The sequence below is a fragment of the Sulfitobacter sp. HI0129 genome, assembly GCF_001635395.1.
Classification (GTDB): domain Bacteria; phylum Pseudomonadota; class Alphaproteobacteria; order Rhodobacterales; family Rhodobacteraceae; genus Sulfitobacter.
Genome location: NZ_LWGH01000385.1, coordinates 1 through 7,792, shown reverse-complemented (window position 1 = coordinate 7,792; position 7,792 = coordinate 1). Strand labels below are relative to the sequence as shown.

10 protein-coding genes are annotated in these 7,792 nt (G+C 59.4%); all 10 read right to left on the bottom strand.

Translation table 11 applies throughout. From position 1 onward, the window contains the following. The coding region (locus tag A3764_RS09975; protein ID WP_150122134.1) for a phage major capsid protein at positions 1-785 on the bottom strand (785 nt) is incomplete at its 3' end. Between the two features lie 11 nt (positions 786-796). Continuing rightward, a complete protein-coding gene (locus A3764_RS09970; protein WP_067920539.1) occupies positions 797-1,648 on the bottom strand; it encodes a head maturation protease, ClpP-related in 852 nt (283 codons plus the stop codon). Beyond that, complete coding sequence (locus tag A3764_RS09965; RefSeq protein ID WP_067920540.1) at positions 1,620-2,879, bottom strand: phage portal protein; 1,260 nt, start codon at positions 2,877-2,879, stop codon at positions 1,620-1,622. Before A3764_RS09965 ends, A3764_RS09970 begins: the two co-directional genes overlap by 29 nt. Before the next feature lie 10 nt (positions 2,880-2,889). Then, positions 2,890-4,683, bottom strand: coding sequence for a terminase large subunit (locus tag A3764_RS09960; RefSeq protein WP_236628164.1), 1,794 nt, complete (start codon positions 4,681-4,683; stop codon positions 2,890-2,892). 156 nt (positions 4,684-4,839) lie between these two features. After that, entirely contained in the window at positions 4,840-5,220 is a 381-nt protein-coding gene (locus tag A3764_RS09955; protein WP_067920544.1) for a hypothetical protein, read from the bottom strand. Positions 5,221-5,342: 122 nt separating this feature from the next. Continuing rightward, positions 5,343-5,627, bottom strand: a complete 285-nt coding sequence (locus tag A3764_RS09950; protein WP_067922593.1) for an HNH endonuclease — start codon at positions 5,625-5,627, stop codon at positions 5,343-5,345. A gap of 381 nt (positions 5,628-6,008) precedes the next feature. Further along, on the bottom strand, positions 6,009-6,620 hold the full coding sequence (nusG, locus tag A3764_RS09945; protein ID WP_067922590.1) for a transcription termination/antitermination protein NusG: 612 nt from the start codon (positions 6,618-6,620) through the stop codon (positions 6,009-6,011). A gap of 33 nt (positions 6,621-6,653) precedes the next feature. After that, a complete protein-coding gene (locus tag A3764_RS25130; RefSeq protein WP_161487490.1) occupies positions 6,654-6,800 on the bottom strand; it encodes a hypothetical protein in 147 nt (48 codons plus the stop codon). A gap of 35 nt (positions 6,801-6,835) precedes the next feature. After that, on the bottom strand, positions 6,836-7,126 hold the full coding sequence (locus A3764_RS09935; RefSeq protein WP_067922585.1) for a hypothetical protein: 291 nt from the start codon (positions 7,124-7,126) through the stop codon (positions 6,836-6,838). After that, on the bottom strand, positions 7,123-7,792 hold a 670-nt coding region (locus A3764_RS09930; protein ID WP_236628163.1), incomplete at its 5' end, for a C-terminal helicase domain-containing protein. The genes A3764_RS09930 and A3764_RS09935, both read right to left, overlap by 4 nt.

The window sequence follows — 7,792 nt, the reverse complement described above, 5'->3', positions numbered from 1 at the left end:
CCACGAGGACGCTTCACGCCGTTGCCGCTGATGAAGGCAGCGCCTTCCTGCTCGGCAAACTCGATTGCAACCTCATTGCCCAGCCATTGAGCGATGTCCACGCGGGCATCGTCCAGCATCGTCTGCGTTGCCGCCGGGTTGGCGTAGATCTCCATGACGTTGAAGATCAACTCGCGCAGAGTCGGCGTGGCGGTTTCGGGTCGATCTTCTGTCTCTCCGACCCAGCCGGAACCTGCACCGCCCATGCTGACCAGCTTCTTGAACGTGTCCGTCGAAATGGACATGACCGAAGCAAGGTCGCGCATGACGGATACTGTGCCAGCAACGCGGTCGATGGTTTCCGACATTTCCTCGGGAACCAGATAGCCGCCGTCGGGGTCCGACTGCGTGGTCAGAGACGCCTTGACTTCAAGCGCGCCGAGGTCAGCGTCCGCAATGGCACGATCACCCTTACGGAACCACTTGGAAAACACCTCTGCATGTTCGCGCTTTGCAGGATCTGCGACATTGCCACCTGCCCCGCCCGCTTTCAGCGCGGCCATGGTTGCGTTGACATCATCCAGCGCCTTGTTCAGCGATGTGATGTCTGCGTTGATGCGGTCCACCTTTTCGGATTGGACAACATCCTCCTGCCCTTTTTTGAGGGCTTTGATCTCGGCATCGTTCTCGGCCTTGAATGCTTCGAAGGTTTTCGAGAGTTCGGCCAGAATGACCTTCGGGTCGCTCATGTCCGCACGGACTGAGACGATCCCACGCGCGCGCGGCGCACGGAAATGCTGGGTCATGATAATCTCCTCTATGACCTGATTGCAGCGATTAGACGCGTTGCCGCGTCCGTCCAGTCGTCAGCGCCGGGCGTGACGGTTGAGGCAGCGTCCTGCGTGCCCCCTTTCGCCTCGGCCAGAAGCGCTCGGCGTTCCGACCTTGGCATTCCACCTCTTGCCAACGCAGCATCCAGCTTGCGCAGCGAGGTTGTCTGTGTCTGAGCCGAGGAGGCCGCCAGCTTCGGCATCTCAAACTCGGCATCCGCGAAGCCCTTCGCGATGGCATCTTCGGCGGTCATATAGGTGCCATCGGAGGCGCGGGTTGGCCCGTCCAGCATCGCCATGATTTCCGGCTCCTTCATGCCGGTTCGCGCGGAATAGATCGCTGCCATGGAGGCGTCGAAAGTCTCGAAAACGTTTGCCGCATCGGAAAAATCGTGGCGGTTTCCAATGACTGCCCCCCAGGCATTGTGGATCATCATCACGGAGCCAGTGCCCATCAGCACGCTGTCGCCCGCCATCGCAATAATGGACGCGGCGGATGCGGCAACACCCATGACTTTGACAGTCACCTTGGCAGGATGCTCCCGCAGAAGGTTGTAGATCGCCAGACCCTCGAACATGTCCCCGCCGGGGCTGTTGATGTTCACCGTAACCGCATTCGCTCCGATGGATCGAAGCGCCGCGCCAGCGCGCTTCGCGGTGAAACCATCGCCCCACATATCCTCCCCGATGACATCGTAGATCGAGATGGTGTTCGGTTCGTCGGCTTCTGCGGCGTTGGGCTTTTCGGACCATTGCTCAAGAGCGTCCGATGGCGCATCCCAGACATAAGCCGAAGGGCGCTCGAAAGCCTTAGCTTGCGGTAGGTTCTTCAGGCTCATTGCTGTCTCCATTGTCTCCGCCAGCCGTATTCGGCGGGTCGTAGTATTGCCCGCCCTCGCCGTCTTCACGGGGATTGAGGTCTTCAAGGGCGCGTACCTCGTCAGGACTCATGACGCCCCATTGCAGGCCCTTCACGTAGGACTCCCACCGGGTCTTCATGTCGCCACGGACCAGCGCTGCGCGGTTGAAGCGGGCGTAAATCTCTGAATCATCGTCCGCGACCAAATCGCGGTTGATCGTTTCTTCCCAAGCGGTCAGGTGGTCTTCCAGCGTGTAGGTCACAAAGCCGATGGACTGTTGTTCAATGCCGCTGCCCCAGCTGGTGCTTTTCTCGGTGTCCCCGATCATGTGAGGCGGGACGCCAAAGAACATGGCAATGTCCGAGCGCGAAAACTTGCGACTCTCGATCCACTGCGCGTCTTCTGCCGTCATCGACAAAGGCCTTGCTTCCATCCCCTCTTCAAGGATGAGCGCCTTACCCTCGCTTTCGCCGCCTGACCTGTAGTTCTCCAAGCTGGCCCTTAGGAACTCAACACCTTCAGAACCGATCTTCGCGGGGTGCTGAAGCACCATGCTTGGGCGTGCACTGTTCTTAAACGTGGTCGATCCGTGGCGCTCCTGCGCCATGCTCAAACCGATGGTTTCCCGGGCGAAGGTGATCGGCGAAACACCCGTCACGCCGTCCAGCGTCATTCCGACAAGGTGGAAGACTTCCCGGGGCGGCAATCCGATGCGCGAACCGTTCCGGCGCGTGTACGTGTATTGAATCTCGCCGCTGTCCGCCTGCTTCACTTCCATGCGGTCAGGGTCCAGCGGTACAACCGAAACAACACGGTTCCTCGACCACGCGATAATGGCGTATGCGTTCCCCCTCAAAAGGATCTGCGCCTGCATCTGGCGGCGAAACTGAGAAGGCGTTTGCCATCCGTTCGGTTTCCGCCTCAACACGGTCCATAGCGCCGTGTCGGCGGCGTCCTCCCTGACTTTATCGCTCACCCTGCGCTTGACGTGCAGGGGCAGGTTTGCGACCGCGCCCGAGATGATCCGCACGCAGGCGTAAACCGCAGAAACTTGCATCGCAGAATGCGGTGTCACAGAAACGCCAGCATTCGTGCCAGTGTTCGCGGTGCGAATTGCTTCCTCGATATCCCTCGCCGTTACGATGCGCCCCCCATCAGCCGACTGCACAGCAGCTTTCGGACCGCCTTGCAGCCATTGGAAAAAGCCCATCACGTCTCCTTCAGAGTACCAGCGCGCCGCGTTCCGCGTAGACCGAGGGGCCGTTACCCTCATCCCGAGCGGTGGCCGCTCCAACCGCCATTGCCAGCGCAACCGCCATGTCGATCCGCCCTGTTGCTTTATGCTTCGTAAAGCGCCGCAGATCGGCGGGGGATGTGTCAAAAGTAGCGGAAGAAACCGCAGAGCGGAGTGCAGGGTTAACGTGTACCCGCAATCTGCCTTCCATGATCAACGTCTCAAGTTCGTCTACCGACCCCGGCATCCAGAGTGTTACCTCAGTTCCATCCGGCGCATCGCGCTTCCGCTTGTTCCATCCCTGCGGATGGTCCAGCATGGGGAATGATGCCCCCATATCGCCGCAAACCGCCTCAAAATCAGCGATCAGAAAGTTGTCATATGCGACGAAATCCAGATCGAACGCTTCGGAATCGTCAATCAAGTCCTGCGCAACAAAGTCTAGTCGCGTCTTTTTGCCCGGTGTTGCCGTCAGGAACCCCGCGTCAACCCACAAATCGTAGGGCGCACCGTCGCGCTCGGCCCGCGCTTTAATGGTATCGGCTGGCGTGTAGCCATGAACGAACGCCGCGAAGCATGGCTTTGCAGGAACCATTTGATGCGTTTTCTCGTCAAAGTGTGGATCGGAGAATCCGTCCTCGAAAACCAGCGCCTTGGCCGTGAGGTCGGTTTTCGCTGATAAGTCCAATCCGGCAAAAGCACGTTTCCCCTTGAATTGTTCAATCTCCATCGTGTGGTCTTCGATGCTTTCCCACATCTTTCGGCTGATCCACGCGCTTTCAGCGTCGGTCCATTCGCAGAAATGCAAGCGCCGGATGCCGTTGGCCTTCGCCGCGATGTCCTTGGCCTGCTTTACCTGAAGCGCCAAATAATCTTCGGTGATCGTCACCCCTAAGAGCGGGTTGGCCTTGATCCAGCACGAAGGATCTTCAAATGGCTCATCTTCCTCATCCAAAGCGCAGACGTAGGAGAATGTTGTGTCGTCTTCCACATCCTGAGCCGCGACCTTTACCGCGTGTTTGCGCTCGGCCCAGCAAATTGACTGGCGGTCAGATCCGCTGTTCGTAATCATCACAAGCAACGGCTGCTCACGGAATTTAAAGCCCCGCTCAAGAATCTCGATCACACCGCCGTCTGGGTGTTCGTGCACTTCATCGCAGAGGGCGAAGTGAGGGCGCGGGCCAGAACCCGTTTTTTTTGTCTCGCGCGATACCGGGCGAAAGAAGCTGCCAGATTTCATATGGGCAAGATTGTATTCCCGCCCCGGCCCACCGCTGCGCCGTATCACCTTATCAAGAGACGGCGATTGATTGACCATCTTCACCGCGTCGGTGAATAGAATGCCCGCCTGCTCTTTGGTCGCGCCAGCCGCGTAGATCTGTGCCCCGGCCTCGCCATCTGAAACCATGCCGTAGAGGCCAATGGCCCCGACCATGGGTGACTTGCCGTTTCCTTTGCCCTGCTCGATGTAGGCGCGCCGAAAACGCCGCTTGCCGGTCTTCTCCACCTTCCAACCAAATAGAGACCCGCAGATGAATTGCTGCGAGGGCTGCAAATTGAACGGCACCCCGTCAAACTGGCCTTCACTCAGACGCAGAACGGTAGAGCAAAAACGAAAAAACCGATCCGCTGCCTCCGCGTCAAAGTAGATGCCACGCTCATGTCCCGTCACCATGTCATCAAGGTGGCGCTTCGCCGCGTCCCTCACGTGTGGACCCGCTACAATCTCCCCGTGCTCAACAGCCTTGGCATACGCCGTGACCGGATCGTCAGTGGACAAACTTCGACCTATAGACGCCATATAACTGTGTGAATGATTTTCTCCACTCACCTGCCGCGAATTGCGATTCAGTGTAAAACTTTGAATCCCAGCAGCCTATAACGTGCCGCCCCACGACAAGGACGCGCCCCTTGGAAAGCTCACGCGACATAAAATTCATTGCAGAAACTCCGCACTTGGATCAACGCCGTCATCCTCCGGCGCATTCACCTTAGAGCGATCAACAGGTGTCCCGCCCATCTGCCCCAGCGTCATTCGCATCTGCGCGTAAACCGCAACTGGCGTTTCCGCCCCGTGCGTCCGCATCAGGTCAGTCAGCCGAGTGGCCACTTCGACAATCCCGCGATCAGAACGACCAAGCCAAGGATAGTCCGCGTTGAACTCATCCCAGATTGCCTTCTGCTCTTTCGTGAACCGCTTCGGAGCCGGTCCAAGGCTCTTCACTTTCGGGTTGGACCGGCCTTCAAACCGTCCTGCGTTCTTGGCAACCGCACCCGTGACTTTCGCCACTTGCTGCGGCAACCTCGGTCGGGACATATTCAAATCCTCTGTTTTGTGGATGTGAGAATTACACTTCCGACTCCGGTCAGGAGTTCTAAACCCCTAGACTTTTGATAGCCCCCGCCCCCTGAGCGCCCCATACAGCGCCGTTTCGGGCATCAGCCTATCGGCCACCCATCAGCGCCTATGGTGGGTCTGTAGCCTGCGTCTGCGCGGGTCTTAGCCTTATGGCAGTCCGTGCATATCGCTTGGAGGTTTTCTTCTTCGTCGTCGCCGTCCTTGTGGCGAGGGATGATGTGATCTACCTCCGTCGCCTCTGTCGGTCGGCCTGCCTTCCAGCATGGCTGGCATAGGTAATCATCACGGCGGAGAATCCGAAGGCGTAGCTTCTGCCACTCCCAGCCTAGGCCACGCTGCGTTGTGGTTAGTGAGTGCGACCCCATAGCGCCTCATGTCGTTGATGCAGGGCGGGCAGCCCCCCGGCCCATGATTGCGTTTCCGCCCGAGGCCTGTAGGCCACTCTGGGGTGTTCCGGCGCGCTTGGCTGCCCGTGAGTTGAGCGCGGCGGATGGGTTATCCTGCGATAGGCCCCTCGTTACCGTGTGAAGCCCCACCGCCCTCATGTGAGTGCAGTAGACGCGGCCATCTCGTCTAGCCCCAAGAGCCTCCCGGGTCTTGTCGTGGGCGGCTGGTCTGCACTCGCATCAATGCGGTGAAAATGCGCTGCAAGCGCCCTATCCTCGGTTCCGTTTCCGGGGGCGCTTGGAGTTTGGCACAACCGGAGATATCCAAGGTAGGCCTGCTTCACCCCAGACATACACGATCTAAGAACGCTTGACAACATCTAGTGGGTCAATGCGAACGGGCGACTGCCGACCGAACAAAGTCATCTCGCCTTCAATCATCGGGTGCATGTCATGGGCGGTTTTCACCATGCGCTGGAACCTGACCAGCAAGTCCTTGAACGGGCCGCTGATGATTTCAAGCGGGTCGCCGGGATCGAAGCCCGCCACCAGATCAGCACGGCGCTTGATGCGCTCAGCTTCCTCTCTCTTTTCCGCCAGCACGGCGAAGAACTCCATGGCGGCTTCGTATGGTGTCGTTTCTAGCTTGTTGCGGTTCTCTACCTGATAGATAGGCAGGGCGCTTCCCCACGCCCCTTGTACGTGGACGGCACGACCGAAAGCCTCGTCAGGGATTTCTGCAAACACGTAGCCGGGAAGGGATGGCCTGTACTCGGGGCGCGCATACCTGTCTTTACCCTTGCGGATAAACGCCACGGTGCGGCTGTCGTGTACTGTGCAGCCCATGGCCTTTATCTGCTGCTCTACAGCCCACTCGCCCTTCATCCTGTCGCCCCCGGGCGGGCGGATCATCGCGGTTGTTGTAGGCACCGCATAAAGCCGCGCTTGTACCTTGCCATGTGATGTTGTCATTCTGCCTGCCCTTCGTTCTGCCTCAATGGTCGCTCATTTCTCAGCGTTGATCGCCGCGTTGATAGCGGCCTGAGCGTACCCCAAATCCCTCATGTCCTGTGGGTTGGCTCCTTCGGCCAGCATCCTGCGGCACTGGTCTATCTGCGCCTGCATGGCGGGGGTGAGTAGCTGTCTCATCATCTTCCCTTCCATCCTTCCGTTGCTGTGAGCCGGGGTCATGCCGCGGACTCCATGCGGCGGCCCTTCAGAGTGAGCCGCTCCGGGGTGATCCTGCCAGAAGCCCAGCCGTCCCGGATGAAGTCGGGGTCGAAGCCAGCCAGTGCGCAGACAATACGGAAGTCCTCGGTTCGGCCCTCCAGCCATATGCGCGCGCGCCTGCGGGCGTGTCGCTCTTCGCGCTGCTCGCTGGTGCTGTGCGCGTCCAGTACGGCCCGGAGGATGACGCTGGCCCAGAGGTCGGTGAGCGGGTCGACGTTTTCGGGGCGGAGAATGGCTGCGTTTATCATTGCACGACCTCTTTTTCTAAGACAGCCATGGCCAGCTTGCGAATGCGGCTGTCATCCATCTGTTTAGCACCGAAACCCAGCATCGGGTCGGTGATGCCCCGGCTTTGGTCGGCCTTGACTCCTAGCATATCCATGATGACAGGATCGCTGCCGCCAGCGGTGTGCAGGTAGTGTGCGGTGACTTGTCTGGTCTGACCGGGGCGGCGCAATCTGCCGATGACCTGTTTGTGCACCTGCGGTGACCAATCCAGTTCGCCAAACACCACGTCGCTGCAGTATTCCTGCAGGCCGTCAAGGCCAGCGCCAGACCGCAGGGAAATCATCATCACGCGGGCATCGCCCTTGGTGAAGCGTTCGACGTTTCGGCGCTTGCCTGCGGGGCTTTCTGTCCCGGTGTACATGACCGGGTTGTGGTGCTGCAGTGCGCGGTTCCAGATGTCATAGACATCGCGGTGCCAGCCTGCCAGCAGCACGCGGGGGCTGTCGCGCAACAGCAGGTCCACATAGGCCGCAACGGAGTCGGCCTTAGCCACGCCTGTTAGCAGGCGCATCTTCATGTCCAGTTCCCGCGCGGCCTGTCCGGCCTTCACAAATGACCCTTCCAAAACGGTCATCGCCAGCATCTTGAACAGGTCTTCGGCGTCCTGTGCTGCCCCCTCGTTCCAG